The sequence below is a fragment of the Pontibacillus litoralis JSM 072002 genome, assembly GCF_000775615.1.
Taxonomy (GTDB): domain Bacteria; phylum Bacillota; class Bacilli; order Bacillales; family BH030062; genus Pontibacillus; species Pontibacillus litoralis.
This window is the reverse complement of the sequence record NZ_AVPG01000037.1, coordinates 1-15,462: the sequence shown is the minus strand read 5'-3', so window position 1 is coordinate 15,462 and position 15,462 is coordinate 1. Positions and strand designations below refer to the sequence as shown.

General features: G+C 38.7%; 17 protein-coding genes and 1 riboswitch. All 17 genes read right to left on the bottom strand.

From position 1 onward, the window contains the following. Nucleotides 1–78 precede the first annotated feature (78 nt). Nucleotides 79–1,191, bottom strand: a complete 1,113-nt coding sequence (gene eutH, locus N784_RS15090; protein ID WP_036836267.1) for an ethanolamine utilization protein EutH — start codon at nt 1,189–1,191, stop codon at nt 79–81. Further along, the gene (locus tag N784_RS15085) at nt 1,192–1,476 is read right to left on the bottom strand and encodes a EutN/CcmL family microcompartment protein (RefSeq protein ID WP_036836260.1); all 285 of its coding nucleotides are present in this window, start codon (nt 1,474–1,476) and stop codon (nt 1,192–1,194) included. 2 nt (nt 1,477–1,478) lie between these two features. Further along, nucleotides 1,479–2,093, bottom strand: coding sequence for a hypothetical protein (locus tag N784_RS15080; protein WP_036836258.1), 615 nt, complete (start codon nt 2,091–2,093; stop codon nt 1,479–1,481). 11 nt (nt 2,094–2,104) lie between these two features. Continuing rightward, nucleotides 2,105–2,716 (bottom strand): ethanolamine utilization phosphate acetyltransferase EutD, encoded by a 612-nt coding sequence (gene eutD / locus N784_RS15075; RefSeq protein ID WP_269745343.1) that lies wholly within the window; start codon nt 2,714–2,716, stop codon nt 2,105–2,107. Between the two features lie 35 nt (nt 2,717–2,751). Beyond that, nucleotides 2,752–3,546 carry an ethanolamine utilization cobalamin adenosyltransferase gene (locus N784_RS15070; protein WP_036836253.1) on the bottom strand — a complete coding sequence of 265 codons (795 nt, stop codon included), beginning with the start codon at nt 3,544–3,546 and terminating at the stop codon, nt 2,752–2,754. A gap of 94 nt (nt 3,547–3,640) precedes the next feature. Beyond that, the gene (locus N784_RS15065) at nt 3,641–3,928 is read right to left on the bottom strand and encodes a BMC domain-containing protein (protein WP_036836248.1); all 288 of its coding nucleotides are present in this window, start codon (nt 3,926–3,928) and stop codon (nt 3,641–3,643) included. A gap of 52 nt (nt 3,929–3,980) precedes the next feature. Next, on the bottom strand, nt 3,981–5,450 hold the full coding sequence (locus tag N784_RS15060) for an acetaldehyde dehydrogenase (acetylating) (RefSeq protein ID WP_052127368.1): 1,470 nt from the start codon (nt 5,448–5,450) through the stop codon (nt 3,981–3,983). Nucleotides 5,451–5,456: 6 nt separating this feature from the next. Next, nucleotides 5,457–6,026: a BMC domain-containing protein gene (locus tag N784_RS17145; RefSeq protein ID WP_052127367.1), complete on the bottom strand. Its 570-nt coding sequence runs from the start codon at nt 6,024–6,026 to the stop codon at nt 5,457–5,459. A gap of 10 nt (nt 6,027–6,036) precedes the next feature. Then, the gene (eutL, locus tag N784_RS15050; protein WP_036836242.1) at nt 6,037–6,690 is read right to left on the bottom strand and encodes an ethanolamine utilization microcompartment protein EutL; all 654 of its coding nucleotides are present in this window, start codon (nt 6,688–6,690) and stop codon (nt 6,037–6,039) included. A gap of 34 nt (nt 6,691–6,724) precedes the next feature. Then, nucleotides 6,725–7,642 (bottom strand): ethanolamine ammonia-lyase subunit EutC, encoded by a 918-nt coding sequence (gene eutC, locus N784_RS15045; protein ID WP_036836240.1) that lies wholly within the window; start codon nt 7,640–7,642, stop codon nt 6,725–6,727. Between the two features lie 12 nt (nt 7,643–7,654). Next, nucleotides 7,655–9,022 (bottom strand): ethanolamine ammonia-lyase subunit EutB, encoded by a 1,368-nt coding sequence (locus tag N784_RS15040; RefSeq protein WP_036836238.1) that lies wholly within the window; start codon nt 9,020–9,022, stop codon nt 7,655–7,657. 32 nt (nt 9,023–9,054) lie between these two features. After that, complete coding sequence (gene eutA / locus N784_RS15035; protein WP_036836236.1) at nt 9,055–10,485, bottom strand: ethanolamine ammonia-lyase reactivating factor EutA; 1,431 nt, start codon at nt 10,483–10,485, stop codon at nt 9,055–9,057. Between the two features lie 159 nt (nt 10,486–10,644). Continuing rightward, nucleotides 10,645–12,069, bottom strand: coding sequence for a sensor histidine kinase (locus N784_RS15030; protein ID WP_198134443.1), 1,425 nt, complete (start codon nt 12,067–12,069; stop codon nt 10,645–10,647). Continuing rightward, complete coding sequence (locus tag N784_RS15025) at nt 12,029–12,601, bottom strand: ANTAR domain-containing response regulator (protein WP_036836232.1); 573 nt, start codon at nt 12,599–12,601, stop codon at nt 12,029–12,031. The genes N784_RS15030 and N784_RS15025 overlap by 41 nt, the downstream gene beginning before the upstream one ends. Before the next feature lie 18 nt (nt 12,602–12,619). After that, complete coding sequence (locus N784_RS15020) at nt 12,620–13,054, bottom strand: EutP/PduV family microcompartment system protein (RefSeq protein WP_036836230.1); 435 nt, start codon at nt 13,052–13,054, stop codon at nt 12,620–12,622. Between the two features lie 9 nt (nt 13,055–13,063). Next, the gene (gene eutS, locus N784_RS15015) at nt 13,064–13,417 is read right to left on the bottom strand and encodes an ethanolamine utilization microcompartment protein EutS (protein WP_036836223.1); all 354 of its coding nucleotides are present in this window, start codon (nt 13,415–13,417) and stop codon (nt 13,064–13,066) included. A gap of 181 nt (nt 13,418–13,598) precedes the next feature. Then, nucleotides 13,599–14,735, bottom strand: a complete 1,137-nt coding sequence (locus tag N784_RS15010; protein WP_036836222.1) for a 1-propanol dehydrogenase PduQ — start codon at nt 14,733–14,735, stop codon at nt 13,599–13,601. A gap of 301 nt (nt 14,736–15,036) precedes the next feature. Continuing rightward, a riboswitch (adenosylcobalamin (AdoCbl) riboswitch) is annotated at nt 15,037–15,183 on the bottom strand. Nucleotides 15,184–15,462 lie beyond the last annotated feature (279 nt).

The following is a 15,462-nucleotide window of genomic DNA, read 5'->3' as shown; positions in this document are numbered from 1 at the left end:
ACCAAGTTTTCGCCCATGCAGGGCGCACATCGAAAAGGCACTTCATGCTGTTCATGAAGTGCCTTCTATCCACCAATGTTAAGATGCTTTTTTGGCTGCTTTATTTTCGTTTTTGCCTAACATTTTGTTAGCGATAAACATAGCTACAAAGATTGCTGTAATACCGCCGACCATCTTACCTACAATCATAGGGAAGATCATATCGCGGGCTACACCGGCTACGAATCCTAAGTGGTCTCCAAGGACGAAGGATGCAGAAACAGCAAATGCTACGTTGATAATTTTCCCGCGTTCATCCATATCTTTCATCATGTTAAACATCGGGATGTTGTTCGCTAATGTTGCTACCATACCTGCTGCAGCAATTTCGTTCATACCAAGGGCTTTTCCTAGCTTTAATAGTGGTTTCTTGAATACTCGTGTAATAACTTCTACCATAACGAATGCACCTGCTAATACGATCGCGATGCTTCCTACGATTTCAATACCTTCCATTAATGAGCCTGTACCCGGAATAACGGCAATGCCGGTTAACGTTTCAATGATTCCAACTGCTAGTCCAATTGTAGCTACGATTACAACACCATAGCCAAAAACGGTAAAGCCTTTGACCATTTTCTCTGGTGCTTTCCAAAGTCCTAGAACAATTAATACAACTAGAATAAAGATAGGGATTAAGTTCATAACGACCATTGGAAGAGAGAATCCTGCTACAATTCCACCTACAATCGCACCAAGTGGTACAGTTACAACACCTGCTAACACTCCTGTTGCTAAAAAGCGTTGGTCGTCTTTTTCAATGATTCCTAAAGCAACTGGTAATGTAAATACGACTGTCGCACCTAACATAGATGCTAGAATAACACCTGAATACATAGCTGCATCTGAATTAATTGCTAATTCTTCCGCTAGCGTGAATCCACCCATATCAATCGCAAGTAAACTACCTGCAAACATAGCTGGGTCTGCACCTAATACGCTAAATACAGGAACAATAATAGGACTTAATACATTTGCTAGTACTGGTGCAATAACGATAATCCCTACCATAGCTAATGTTAGAGATCCCATTGCCATAATACCTTCATCAAATTTATCGCCTAAACCAAATTTGTTATTTAAACATTTATCAATGGCACCTATAATCATGAATAGAACCATTAAGTAGATAATAATTTCATTAATACCCATTTAGCTACCTCCTTCAATGAACGATTCATTAATTTCTACGGAATCGATGACGCCAACGATTACAGAATCGACCGGCTTCACCTCACCGTTAAATGCCGCTCTTGCACCGCTTCCTCTTGTAACTAGAACCGTATCTCCTGTACCAGCTCCAGCAATATCAGCTGCCACAAAAGTAGAGGACATATCTTTGGCGTAGAGGGGAGAAACAACGAGGAATTTCAAACCATTTAATTGTTCATGCTTTCTTGTGGACCAAACAGACCCAACGACATTACCAACAATCATCGTTATTCTCCTTTCTCGCGAGTAATAACCATTTTGCACTCTCGAATAAAGTCTTGAGCAAGCGGCGTTACAATGCTAGTAGATGGAATCATTAGTTCTTCGATTTTATTAAAATGCGCTCGCTGAATATCATTTTCAGTAATTACTTTCTTCTTGATTTGAGATTGAACAGGAAGTGCTTCTTCTTGATTAATCCGTTTTTCTTGTTGTTCGTTAATCAGTTGTGCACCAAACTCTTTTAATTTCTGTTCATACTCTTTATAAATAGCTAGCAACGCGTGCTGCGCAGTATGTTGAAACTGTCGGTATTCTATGCCTTTGGAATCAATCATTAGTTTCTTACCACGTAACAACATAGAAAGGATAAATTCTTCTTCTTCATTATCCGCCATTCCTAACGCTAAACGGCTTAACCTGGCATTCGATAACTTCGTAATGTACAAAGTATCGTAGCTAGAAGCATCCATATCTGTTGTGTATGTTATATATTCAAATGAATCGTCGTCTCTTTCATTTGGCAATGGTCCTATAACCACTGCTTTCTCTTTATTCTCTATCGTATTTAAGCGCTTCAATAATTCTTGCCATACTTGCTCAAGCAATTCGTTAAAATCCATTCATACCACTCCTAGATACTTCGCTTGATGATTTGTCCAAGAGTACCTTTTTTATGTCCACAAGCATTTGCCTCATCAATATCAATGTGCATGTAAGTACGATAATTCGGATGTACACGAATGACAACATCGTCGAAGATTAACGGTCTGTCACCCATTACTTTCACTTGTACGATTTCTTTATCTTCAACTTGGAAGCGTTTCGCATCACTAGGAGACATGTGGACGTGTCTTTTTGCTGCGATACAACCTTCTGTTAATTCAACGCGCTGATCTCCGCTTACAAGTGTAATGCCTGGTGTTCCTTTAATATCGCCACTTTCACGAACAGGAACTTGTACTCCTAAGGCACGTGCATCTGTTAAGGATACTTCAACTTGTGATTTCTTACGTTCTGGTCCAAGAATAACTACATTTTTCAGTTCACCCTTTGGTCCTACAATCGTCACGCGTTCTTTACATGCAAATTGACCAGGTTGGGACAAATCCTTTGCTTTCGTTAATTGATAGCCTTTACCAAAAAGAGCATCAATTGTAGGTCTATCAAGGTGAATGTGCCTACCAGAAGCTTCCACTTCGAAATAGAAACCTTCCATTACTTTGTTCACTACTTCACGTACAATTTGATCTAATTGTTGCTTATCCACGTCTGACACCTCTAATTCTTAGCATTGTAATATCCTGTCTTGTACTTAAACATCATAATCCAAAATAAAGACGATAAGCGATTCAGTGCCAAAATAATATCTCCACGTTCCGCTTCCCCATTTTCTAACTTAAATGCTTGGTAAGCTAAAAGTTCTGTCTCCCTCGTAAGACTTCTTAAACCATTTAAGATAACAATTCCTTCTCCCATTCGATAATCAGGGAAAAAGTGACCAGATCCGAAGTATTTCTTAGGATGATGGGACATTTCACGAAGCTCTACATCGTTCATATTCAATAGCTGTACTTGTTCTACTTCTTCACCAAGCACCTCACATCGCACTAGATTACGAATAAAATCGAGTACTTCTTGCAAATCTTCTGCCATCTTCTCCATACCTAATGTAGATGCTTGCATTTGCGCCTCTAATATCTTCGACTCTAGTGAATCTAGTTTTCCTCGGAATTGAATTCGTTTATGGTCTTTATATACGAGAACATTGCCGTATAGCGCTGTCATATGTTCCGGTTTCTCGTCGATATATCCACCATGGAGAAGCTGATACTTCAAAGGGCTTTTCTTAGCTTTTGGCTGTTTACGTACTGGTGGCTTCCACTCTCTTACATGGGCGTCTTGTTCCTCTTCCTTTGTCTCATCAACAAATTCTAATTGAATGCTATATTCATTCAGGAAACCTTTAGCCGATGGGGTTATGATGGATCCTTTAGGTACTTTGAATACTTTCTCGTCTTTTAGATTTTTACCTTTAAGTCTTTTTCTAAGTTCGCTTTCCGTTATCACTGCCATAACGTCACTTCCTTTTTAGAAAGAAACAGATGCACAGTGGACGGACCTAAAAGTAAAGGCCCATTCCCATTTGGTGCATCTGTTCTCTTTGCTATTACTTCAATTCACTCTTAGGTAAAATCACGCCTACTTCAGAATGTGGACGAGGGATTACGTGTACAGCAACTAATTCACCTACACGTTCAGCAGCTGCAGCTCCAGCGTCTGTTGCAGCTTTAACAGCACCAACATCACCTGTTACTAATACAGTTACTAATCCTGCACCAATTTGTTCTTTACCAATAAGTGTAACGTTTGCTGCTTTTACCATTGCGTCTGCTGCTTCAATTCCGCCTACTAAACCTTTTGTTTCTACCATACCTAATGCGTTACTGTTTGCCATTTTAAATTCCTCCTAGAATAGTTGTAATTTATATAAATAATTTCATTAAACCCTATTTTGTTGTAAGCTTACTTAAAACTTCTTGAACAATTTGCTCAATAAGATCATTGTTTAATTCTTTTTGCGGTTCTTGTACTTCCGCCTTTGGAGTTTCTGTCGGACGAATATCCTCTAACTCTTTGAAACCATATGCTACGCGACGGATGTTCATTAAGTTTAATGGACTAACGTTATCTGATGTAGAGCCTTTTCCAATTGCCCCACAGCCAAGTGTTAATGCTGGTGCTAAATTGGTTGTTGCTCCAATTCCACCTAGTGTTCCTGGTGTATTTACTAATAAACGAGAAACGGGAACATTCAGTTGGAAATGACGGATAACTTCTTCTCTTTCCGAATGGACCGTCATAGTATGTCCTGCACCTTCATTCATTAGAATTTCGATACAACGATCCATTGCTTTCATCCAATCTTTCTCTACATAGAAAGCAAGGATTGGAGCTAATTTTTCACGAGAGTATGGTACTTTCATGCCAACTTGTGTTTCGTGTGCAATCAAGACTTTCGTTTGTGTTGGAACAGTTAAGCCTGCTAAATCTGCAATGTGTTGAACGCTTTTACCTACAATGGCTGGGTTCATTGATCCATTTGCTCGCATAATGAATTTCTCTAGCTTGGCGCTTTCTTCACTAGATAGGAAATAAGCTCCTTGCTTTTCAAACTCCTTGATCACTTCATCTTTCTTACATTCTTCAACGACTACGGATTGTTCTGATGCACAGATTGTACCGTTATCGAATGTTTTGGATTCGATAATGCGTTTTACTGCCTTCGGAATGCTCGCTGACTGATCGATGAATGCTGGGCCATTACCAGGACCTACGCCAATGGCTGGTGTACCAGAAGAGTAAGCAGCTTTCACCATTGGGGAACCACCAGTTGCTAGAATAAGTGAAACGTCTTTATGCTTCATTAACGTCTCTGTACCTTGTAAAGATGGTACTGTCATAGCAGCAATTGCACCTTGTGGACAACCAGCTTGTTCTGCCGCTTCTCGGATCACTTTCGTTGCTTCTAAAATACAATTAAGTGCGCCTGGATGCGGGGAGAAAACAATAGCATTTCCTGCTTTAAGAGCAATTAACGCTTTGTATATAACAGTTGATGTCGGGTTCGTTGATGGAACTAATGCCGAAATCACTCCAACTGGTACAGCTACTTCTACGATGTTCTCTGTTTTATTTTCATTTAATACACCGACTGTTTTCATATCTTTAATAGATTCATAAACACCAACAGAGGCAAATGAGTTCTTTACAATTTTATCTTTCCATAAGCCGAATCCCGTCTCTTCTGCTGCTAGCTTCGCTAAACGCTCGCGGTTACTATAAGCAGCATCCGCCATTGCTTTCACGATGCGGTCAATTTCAAGCTGGCTCATTTCAGCTAGCTTCTTCTGTGCTTGTTTTGCTTGTTGGATTAACGTTCTTGCTTCTTGAATCGATTGTAGATCTTTATCTAACATTCACTATCATCCTTTCTGTATCAATGGTGCTAACAGGCTAACTAAGTATTCCTTCTTCCCAAACTTAATATCGTTGGGCGTTGCCTGCTCTGGGTGAATTTCTCGTGCAAGTTTGCGAAGATCTGCAACCGTCATGGAATATAATTTTTCCTCTGTCATTTCTGGAACGAGCGCTACGTCTTCTTTAGGTGTTTCTTCTTTAGGTGTTGTTTCTTCGTTGGTTATAACTTGTACCTGCTCATGTTGCTCTGCAGCTTGTAATGGTTGTATCACTTCTTCTACCTTTTCTTGCTCGTCTTGCTCTAATAGATTGCCAGTAAGTAGCTTATGTGTTTCTTCATGTGCTCTTGAAATAACGTGTTTGGAAATCAATACGCCAAACTGATTGGCAGCTTCACTACCAGCGGCAACTGCGGCATTTACAGCGCCCACATCTCCTGTTAGTTGTACTGTTACGTAGCCACCTCTGATTCTTTCCATGTTGATCAGTTGTACGTTAGCAGCCTTCAGTGCAGCATCTGAAGCTTCTACTGCTGCTAAGTAACCTTTTACTTCAATTAATCCTAAGGCATCCATGGACATTCACCTAGAAATTCGTTGGATTATCCGCTACGAAATTCACAGCATCAGCAAACGCATCACATGCTGCTTTACAAGCGGATTGGGTGCCTGTTAACAATGCACCACCAAAGTTTGTTTCAGATGGTGGACCAAAGAATGCTGCAACTTGTACATCTGCTGCCTTTAACGCAGCATCTAGTGCGTACATGGATTCAAGTGGCGGAGCAATTAAATAGGCAACTGCTTCTCCTTCATTTACTCCCGCTACTTCTGATAAGTGCGTGCCTGTTCGTGATACGCAATGGGCAAAGTAAATAATAGAATCATCATCGTTGGCGCTAGTAAAGTGAGCACCATGTTCTATAAAATCAATTGCTGCATTTAAGCCGCTTCTTACTTCCGCAGGGCTAGTTCCTGCTAAAATACCAATTACTTCTCCAGCTAACTTAGTAGATGCATTGGCGCTACCTGCATACATAGAGTTGGCATATACGACATCTACATCAGCTGATTTCGTTGCTTCATCTAGAGCTGTGTACGTCACATCATCAATATCAGAAGTGATGATACCTAAGCTCTTCTGGTGAGGCTGTAATTCAAGCTTTTCTGCCATATCTGGACTTACATTTGAAATGACTTTTACTCCTAACACTTGCGCGTGAATTGGATCATGCTTCATGCTAATTCCTCCGTTCTTACGGTTGATGAACTACTTATTTTAAGTCTAATCCGGAAGCTTTCTTATCCAGCATCTTCTTAATTAAGTCAGCAATATGTGCTCCTGCTTCAACAGGTGTTGTACCTCCTGAATGAATGTTTGAGATCACAGTTCTTCTTGCTTCTGGCATATCTACTGTTGGTTTGTATGCGATATAAGCACTCATGGATTCAGCTGTTACTAATCCAGGACGTTCTCCAATTAATAAGCAAACAACATCACTGTTTGTAACTTCACCAATAACATCCATTGCAGGAACACGGCAATGTTTCACAAAAAGCACGTTATCTACGTTAATGTTGTGCATTTGTAAACCTTGTTTAATAGCAGGTAGGATATCTTCAATGTTCGCTTCCACTGCTGCAGAGCTTAAGCCATCTCCTATAACAATTTGTACTTGAGGAGTACCACATGCTGCTTTGATCTCTTGTTTCATTTCTTCAGAGAATTGGCGGCCAAAGTCAGGACGAGTAATATATTCATCTTTGTTCGCACACATCGTTTCCACTGCAGTAAATCCGTTCTTCTTAACAAAGTCTTCATCTACATAAGAGAAAACGGCATCTTGAGCTGCTGCATGGTCTGCTCTAAAACGTACAGATGTAGCTGTTTTGAAACGAGCTCCTGCTCTCCCCACACCAATACGTGCTGGAGTTTTTTGCTTCATTTGTAAATACCCTTCTTGATCGTAAGGTTCATCTACAAGTAATTCTGTCTTAACATCCACTTTCGTAATATCAGGTAGGCATGCATCTGATGCTACCGTACATGTTGTTGATGCAGTAGTAGTAGCTTCAGCTGTCGCTTGAGCAACCACTTCTTCTTGCACTTGTTCCGGTTGTTGCTCTTGCTTTCCAACCATATCTTGCAAAATATTCTCAATTAGCGATTTCAGTTCTGTTTCATTTACCATCTGTCATCCTCCTCACACTAATAATGTAGATGCGTCGCCAGCTTTTGCTTTCAACTTGCCATTAGCATCAACAAAGTCCATTTTCTGTAACCATTCATCGAACTCTTCAATTGGCTTTAATCCTAAGAGCTGACGTAAAGCTGGTGCTTCATGGTAGCCTAAGCTTTGGTAATTCAACATAACATCATCACCATGTGGAACACCGATAAAGAAGTTACATCCTGCTTCTGCTAATAGGATTGCCAAGCTTTCTACATCATTTTGGTCCGCTTTCATGTGGTTGGTGTAACATGCATCACAACCCATTGGAATTCCAGAAAGTTTACCCATAAAGTGATCCTCTAGGCCTGCACGAATAACTTGTTTAGAATCGTACAAGTACTCAGGTCCAATGAAACCTACAACTGTGTTTACTAGATATGGTTCATATTTTCTTGCAAAACCATAACAACGTGCTTCCATCGTTAATTGGTCGACTCCTAAGTGAGCGTTTGAGGATAACTCTGCTCCTTGACCTGTTTCAAAGTACATTACGTTCGGGCCAGAAGCTGTACCTTGACGTAAAGCTAGTTGACGAGCTTCTTCAATAAGATCGCCACTAATACCAAATGCTGTGTTTCCTTTCTCAGAACCCGCAATAGATTGGAACACTAAATCTGTTGGTGCACCTTGACGAATAGCTTCCATTTGTGTTGTTACGTGAGCAAGCACACAAATTTGAGTTGGAATTTCATATTTCTTCTTCACTTCATCGAACTTCTTCAGTACACGTACAACACTTTCTGTTGAATCATCTACTGGATTTAATCCGATTACCGCATCACCTGCACCGTAAGATAAACCTTCCATAATAGAAGCAACGATGCCATCTGGATCATCCGTTGGGTGGTTTGGTTGCAAACGGAAAGATAATGTCCCTTCTTTACCAATCGTTGTATTACAATGAGCTGAAATACGAATTTTCTTCGCACCATATACTAAATCTAAATTGGACATTAGCTTTGTAACAGCAGCTACCATTTCAGAAGTAATACCACGGGAAGCACGCTTAATTTGTTCCCCAGTTGTATTCTCATCTAAAATCCATTCACGAAACTCTTCCACTGTCCAATCTTTCAATTCTTGATAAATTTTCTCGTTTACAGAATCTTGAATGATACGCGTAACCTCATCTTCTTCATAAGGAACTGCTGGATTGTTACGTAATTCTTCAAGCGTTATTTTGGAAAGAACCGCTTTCGCCGCTACACGCTCCTCAGCAGATTCAGCTGCAAGACCTGCTAGCATATCTCCAGATTTCTCTTCATTTGCTTTTGCCATTACTTCATTTAAGGTTTTGAACTCATACTTTTTGTCAAACAACATTGTGTTTAATATCACAAGTATTTCTCCTCTCTTTCGTTAGCCGTCCTTTAATGGAACACTAACGTTTTAATAACAACTGGTAAAACAGATCCTTCTGCTACTGGATGTCCAATATCGATATAATCTCCATTTTCCACTTGAATGCTATCGATACAAACAATGTTATGGTGCTTACCAACTAAGGATTGCAATGCTTGACCTAACGCTTTAGCCATGTCATTTTCGACAATGACGATTAATGGATAGCCGGCCTGAATAGATTCTTCCATTCCTTTCGCAATACCAGCAGCGATGGTTTGGACTTCTTGAAACTTCGCATTCTTCTTTCCTTGAAGGGAAACTGCTATATTCTGCCTATCCCCTTCTGACTCAAACCAAGTAACTTTCTCTTTAATAGCTGTAGCAATCATCGACTCATCTATTTGCTCTTCTGCTGAGGTTAACTTGAGCACCGGAATGTTCTTGATTGGAAATATAGTATCTGTATAGAAAATGGTGCTTCCACTGATTTCAGTTGTGTGAGATCCTGCCCCAACTACAGTAGCTCGAATCGTCTCTTTAGGCTTAACGATAGTGAAAAGCTCAGCTAACTTTGATTTAGCAAGCGCTTGACCTAACATAATTCCTATATCGCCATAAATGAATACATCGCCTGCTGCTCCATGATAAAATGCGTCGGCAACACCTCCAGTAAAGGAAATATGGGTGATTTGCTTATGATCTTTTAAACCTTTATGCGTTATAATTGTTTCATAAAAAGCAGATTTCTCTTGCACTCCAACACTTTGTTTAAGTAATTGCACCATTTCATCAACTACAGGCTGTAACAACGCTTCGGTCGCTTGTTGTCCCACTTGTATATTCCAGCCTTTTTGCTCTATCATTTGCTGTATTTTTGGCGAAATATATTCAATGGTTTTGTTTGTACGATGCACTTTAATTAAGCGCCCACCAATATCCAAACAACCCGTATCGATCACTTCTCCTCTATGCAAGACAGCTAAGTTACTCGTACCGCCACCAATATCTAAGTTGACCACTGTTGCAGAATTATCAGCAGAATACTCGCTAATACCTGCACCTTTAGCAGCAATAATACTTTCCAAATCTGGTCCAGCTGTTGCTACAACAAATTCCCCAGCAAAACCACTTAACGCATTTAGCACTTCTTCTGCATTTTCTTTTCTAGCTGTTTCACCTGTAATAATGACAGCACCTGTTTGCGTATCCTCTTTACGAATACCAGCCTTGCGATATTCTTCTTCGACAAATCGTTGAATCAATGATTGATCAATCTTGTTGTTCTCAATAATAGGTGTGAATGCAATATTACTTCTGTATATAACTTCCTTATCAACAATAACAATACGTGGTACTGTAAAATTCGAAGCCATATTCTCAATCGTAATATTAGAAAAAATCAACTGCGTCGTAGAAGTACCAATATCAATCCCTACACTTAAAATCGTTTCCCTCAAAACACCACCTCCTTAAAATAAAAGCTTAAATTCACTAGGTATTGCCATACGACCAAGTTAGGATAAAAAAAGAAGCTCAAGGTATAAAGTAAAAGTGATGCTTATACAGCATTCTCTTACTCTGTTTACCTTGAGCTTCTTTGCTCTTGGACTCCGCTTTTACTTCGTCGTATTAGCGTTACAGTGAAAGTGAAAGGAAATACACGTTCCTTCCGTTTGTTTATGTGATTGTAATGTTCCTTTAAGCTTAGCTTCAACATAACCTTTTACTATCGTTAAACCTAAGCTCGTATTCATAGCTTCCATAATATCAAAGCCAACACCATTATCTCGAACAGAAACATGGATTGAATCATTTGCTTTCGTCATCTCTACCGTTACATCTCCGTGTTCCTTTTCTGGAAAAGCGTGATCATACGCATTTTGAACGAGTTCATTTACAATTAAAGAAACTGTAGTCGCGACATCACTTGATACAATGATGCGTTCATCCACCTTCAAATGTAATTGAATATTGTTATTCCCCGCATAACTACGTTGAATATTCGTCACGATCGAACGGAGCACTTCATTAATCTCTACTTCATCGCCAGGTTGTCTAGCTAATACATCATGTGTCGTAGCAATAGACAGTATTCGATTAACACTATCTTTTAATATTTCCTTTGCTTCATCATTTTCTGCACGTCTTGATTGCATTCGAAGTATAGATGCAACTGTTTGCAGATTGTTTTTGATGCGATGATGTATTTCCCGTATAGCAACCGTTTTGAAGACGAGCTCTGCTTCTTTTTGCTTTAATTGCGTAATATCTCTTAATATAATGGCATAAGTGAAATGCTCATTATCATGAAAGAAAATTTGTTTAAAAGAATAATGATGGTTACCTTTTTGAATTTCCAGTTTAAACTCATCTTCTTGATTCTCAACTAACTCAGCAAATGGTAAATCATTTTTAAATAACTCATCATAGTGTATATCGTCATGCTTAATGCCAAAGTAACCACATAGTATTTCCGCTTTAGCATTTTGGAAAGTTAATTTTCCGTTTTCATCAAAAATAAGTACAGCATCATCTAGGAAATGATTTAATTCCGTGTCCACTAAGTGCTTGCCTTGTGCTTCCTTACGAGCATTTTTGACTACTTTCTTCAAATCAATCTCAGTCAAATAGGTCCCAATAATCCTGTCCCCATTTTGAATCTGAAAAATATCTTGCAGCACGACCCGATTTTCTTGAGTAAATGCTTTATGGCCCTTTAAATATCCACCGTTTTGGATAATTTCCGCTACGCCTGGTTCATTTTCCTTTAATGCTAGCTGTCCGACAGGTGAATTCTTGTAAAGGGACGGCTCTGTAACAGGTAGAACATGGTAGACGACGATCGAATCATTACTATTTCTCACTGGTACATCAATAAATGCATCACAGTTAATTGATTCGTTTATATAATCCATTGCGTGGGCCATTTGTAGTAATTTACCTATGTCATCCTTTGTTAAATCGGTATATTCTTCACATAACTCAATCATTCGCTTTTTATTATTCATATATAACCATGATTGTTCGTGCAATCTCTCCAATCGAACACCTTCGATCCATACTCATCTTTCGTAGCATGTTATAAGCTTCTTCTTCACTTATGTCATGCTCTTTAATTAGAAGTCCTTTAGCAATATCAATTGACTTACGATCTTCTAATTTTTGAGATGTTTTTTGTATTTCTTTTTCAAGTGCTTTAATTTCTTCCGCCTTTGCAATACACATTTCAATGGTTGGAATAAAAGATTTCTCATCTAAAGGCTTTACTTGATAGCCAAGGACACCTACTTGTTTCGCTTTCTCAATAAATTCCTTATCATAAAAAGCGCTTAATATAAGGATGCCTCCAGCTAGTTTATCGTGGGTTATTTTCTTACAAGCCTTCAAACCATCTAGAACTGGCATACGAATGTCCATAATCACTAAGTCAGGATTATGCAATTTACAAGCATCAATTGCTTCAAAACCATCGGAAGCCTCAGCTACTACTTCGTAACCAGACTCTTGTAATAATTCGCGTATATCCATTCTTGTAATAGGTTCGTCATCGGCTATTACAATTCTTTTAACCATAAACATTCTCCTTAATGCCTAAATTCGTTCTAAGAAGTCAGTGAATTCTTCTATCCCTTCATCTTTGACGGTAGAAATTTCAAACACTTTTTCTGCACCAGCCTCCTCAAGCTGCTCCTTTGCTTGATTAATTTGATCCAAGTCTTGTGCAAGATCCGTTTTCGTTACAATTCCTAAGATCGGCTTTGTAAACATCGAACCAAATAAAGGAGGATAGAGGCTTTCTTCTTGTGTACAATCCTGAACGAGCACGATAACATCTACATCTTGTGCGCTTACAATCAGTGCCTTGTAGAATACCGGATTCTCCAAAAACTCCCCTGGTGTATCCACAGCATTCTCATAGTAATCAACTGCTTGTGTTTTTTGATACTCTATTTGCTCGCCATGTAATCTTTGACATAAAGTAGTTTTCCCACTACCAGTTTTACCTATAAATAAAGTTTTGTTCATGTTTATCGCCTACGATTTCGTGATAGTAGCAGTAGTGAAGTGCAACTGGGAAGCTAGTCCATTTACAACTTCTTGCAATGCGTATTCAACTGAGGAAATATCCCCTGTTATGACAACAGAACCACTAAATCTGTCTACAAAGCCAATTTCCACATCTCCAGACTTCGTTGATATGTCTGCTGCAATAATCGACGCTTCACTTGGTGTAATAGTCAAAATACCTATTGCATTTTTGTTCACTTTCGTAAGACCTAGCTTTTTGTATAAATCATCATTAGGATTTGCAATCAAATGGGCCAGTGTCACTTGTTTACCAGGGACATATTCCTGTATAACGCGATTACTCTTGTGCTCCATTTCCATAGAATCATCCTTATTTCATTAAAGTTGACAAAAAATGGGACCTTTAAAAAAGATAAGTATCTTTTTCAAAAGCCCCATTGCCTTTGAGAGTTAAAGTAGCACGCCTTTGTGCTTTATACTGTCATTATAAATCACCTGTAGCATATATTCAATGTTATTATTTTTCTAATTTGTGAACGTTTTAATACATGCTCTCTATAATGCTTTCCATATCCTCTTTACAAGGTACAATTGGGTTTGTATTCGTACATCCATCTTGTAATGCAGCCTCTGCTAAAGCTCCCTTTTCCTTTTGAAAATGATTGTAATCAATACCGCATTCCTTTAAGCTTGACGGCATATTTAATTTCTTTCTTAGCTGCTCAATTTCTTTCATCAATCCTTTAACACCACTTCTAACATTTGTAGGTGAAAGACCGATTGCTTTAGCTAACTCGTTGTACTTCATAGCGGCTTCTGAGAATTCTCTTTGGCGATAATCCGTTAAGCTAGCATTGTATTCAATAACATATGGCAAAATAATTGTATTTAAACGACCGTGTGGGATATGTAACTTTCCACCACACGCATGGGCGATACTATGATTAATACCTAACCCAGCTAAATTAAATGCCATTCCTGCTAACGTAGAAGCATGATGCATTTTTTCTCTGGCTTCTATGTCCTCACCGTGTTGATAAGCTAACGGTAAATAGCGGAGCACTAATCGCACCGCTTTTTCAGCTAGAGCATCAGAAAAATCGTTTGCTCCTGTAGCAACATACGCTTCAATTGCATGCGTTAATACATCCATTCCCGTATCAGCTGTAATTGTTTTAGGAACCGTTTTAACTAGTTCCGCATCCAAAATCGCTTCATCTGGTAACAAAGTGTCCGAAACAAGTGGATATTTAATATTTTTTTCATTATCTGTAATAACAGAAAAAGAAGTAACCTCAGAGCCTGTACCACTTGTTGTTGGTATTACAATGACGCGAATAGCATCCATATGATAAATCTTCATCGCAAAATCCTTCATCGCCTTCGCAGCATCAATAGCAGATCCACCGCCAATAGCAATAATGCTCGTAGGCTTAAATTCTGCCATCTCTTTCACACCAGCTACAACCTTTTCGACTGGTGGATCCGGGACAATGTCACTGAATACACAATATTCATTTGCATGTTGTTTAATACGGCGAACTACATGATCAATCATTCCACTTTCCACTATAAACGGATCTGTAACAATAAATATTTTTTCCTCTTGCAGTTCCACTAAACGATCTAATGAATTCGTTCCTGCATATAAAGTTGTACGAAAAGAAATTTCATTCATTTTCTCACTTCCTCTTTATTTAATAAAATAAAAAAGAGCTCTGTAGAAAGATTTCTCTTTCCACAAAGCTCCTTTGCTTCTTGTACACATCATCGTGTTACTTTAACTATACTATCAAAAACAAATTCATGTCAATTCATCATGGTAAGAAAAAGCTTCTTTGCTCCTTCATAGTTGTCACACCTTTGTAACACATTCGCCATGATGTTAAGGTAAGAAAAGGGGTTCTATCTAAACTGACTTAAACATCATCACCCTTTCCTACAATAAAAAAAGCCTAGCGAGGTACATGTATCACTAAGCTATATAGCCCACCCTACCTCGAGATGGCTATACAATCCGCTATATAGATAAAAGATCTGACTCAAGGCAATTTAACCTATTACAGTGGCGGGACCGTGTTGGAATTTCACCAACTTCCATTATCCATACAGTTTCATTTTATTGTGACTTAACTATATCAAAGAAACAACGAATTGAAAAGTGGTTACATCCTATAAAATGATGACAACTTTTCAAACTTTTTCATTAAAAATAATTGCAGTCGTATTCTTGTTACTATTGTATAGCGCTATGGAATTTATTCAAACCATTTAAAGATGACACTTCATGAAAAAAAGCTATCTTTCAGAGCATGCTCCAAAGATAGCTTTTTTCATTTATTTTGTAGTTCCATTCTTCTTGTAAAAGCAAAAAACTATAGGTATATTCCTATAGTTTGCAAAGA

Bases quoted from the DNA above. Each gene is read 5' to 3' on its own strand.
- eutL (WP_036836242.1), bottom strand. From the start codon at position 6,690: ATGAAGCATGATCCAATTCACGCGCAAGTGTTAGGAGTAAAAGTCATT.
- N784_RS15080 (WP_036836258.1), bottom strand. From the start codon at position 2,093: ATGGATTTTAACGAATTGCTTGAGCAAGTATGGCAAGAATTATTGAAG.
- N784_RS17145 (WP_052127367.1), bottom strand. From the start codon at position 6,026: ATGGATGCCTTAGGATTAATTGAAGTAAAAGGTTACTTAGCAGCAGTA.
- N784_RS15070 (WP_036836253.1), bottom strand. From the start codon at position 3,546: ATGGCAGTGATAACGGAAAGCGAACTTAGAAAAAGACTTAAAGGTAAA.
- eutS (WP_036836223.1), bottom strand. From the start codon at position 13,417: ATGGAAATGGAGCACAAGAGTAATCGCGTTATACAGGAATATGTCCCT.
- N784_RS15060 (WP_052127368.1), bottom strand. From the start codon at position 5,450: ATGTTAGATAAAGATCTACAATCGATTCAAGAAGCAAGAACGTTAATC.
- N784_RS15085 (WP_036836260.1), bottom strand. From the start codon at position 1,476: ATGATTGTTGGTAATGTCGTTGGGTCTGTTTGGTCCACAAGAAAGCAT.
- N784_RS15010 (WP_036836222.1), bottom strand. From the start codon at position 14,735: ATGAATGAAATTTCTTTTCGTACAACTTTATATGCAGGAACGAATTCA.
- N784_RS15020 (WP_036836230.1), bottom strand. From the start codon at position 13,054: ATGAACAAAACTTTATTTATAGGTAAAACTGGTAGTGGGAAAACTACT.
- eutC (WP_036836240.1), bottom strand. From the start codon at position 7,642: ATGGTAAATGAAACAGAACTGAAATCGCTAATTGAGAATATTTTGCAA.
- N784_RS15025 (WP_036836232.1), bottom strand. From the start codon at position 12,601: ATGGTTAAAAGAATTGTAATAGCCGATGACGAACCTATTACAAGAATG.
- N784_RS15065 (WP_036836248.1), bottom strand. From the start codon at position 3,928: ATGGCAAACAGTAACGCATTAGGTATGGTAGAAACAAAAGGTTTAGTA.
- eutH (WP_036836267.1), bottom strand. From the start codon at position 1,191: ATGGGTATTAATGAAATTATTATCTACTTAATGGTTCTATTCATGATT.